Origin of the sequence: Furfurilactobacillus entadae (genome assembly GCF_045862745.1) — a bacterium.
GTDB classification, from domain to species: domain Bacteria; phylum Bacillota; class Bacilli; order Lactobacillales; family Lactobacillaceae; genus Furfurilactobacillus; species Furfurilactobacillus entadae.
In genome coordinates this window covers 1-409 of the sequence record NZ_BQXN01000061.1, presented here as the reverse complement: position 1 = coordinate 409, position 409 = coordinate 1, and the positions used below count along the sequence as shown (strand labels likewise).

Genomic DNA, 409 nt, shown 5'->3' with positions numbered 1-409 from the left:
GAATTTGATGTTAAGAATTGAGAATGCCTACCTAAAAAAACTAGATGCCTTAGATCGGGAAGAAGAAGCTCGAGAAAAATCGCACAAATCATCACAGAACTAAGGCAAATTTTTTGAGTTTCTTTAGCACTCGTTCTCCGGGTAGTTCACTTGTCACGGAGCACTTACTATTACGCTAGACAAACCGGCACGAACACAACTGCCGATGCGCAGTTAATTCAGGCGATTGACGAAGCTAAACGCGGTAATAAACATTACGGTTATCGCCGTGTAACGGCTGAATTGCATCAACAAGGGTTCAACGTAAATCATAAGCACGTCTTACGTTTGATGCATCAGATGGCCTGTCTATCGACAGCCTACAACCGTAAAACGCGTAAATATAATTCCTCTCAAGGACAGGTGGGCA

The 409-nt window shown here is 43.0% G+C and carries 1 protein-coding gene; it reads left to right on the top strand.

Translation table 11 applies throughout. The annotated features are described in order from the left end of the window. Positions 1-150 precede the first annotated feature (150 nt). Positions 151-409 (top strand): IS3 family transposase (locus tag ACKTR5_RS11755; RefSeq protein ID WP_407881697.1); only part of this gene is annotated, 259 nt, incomplete at its 3' end.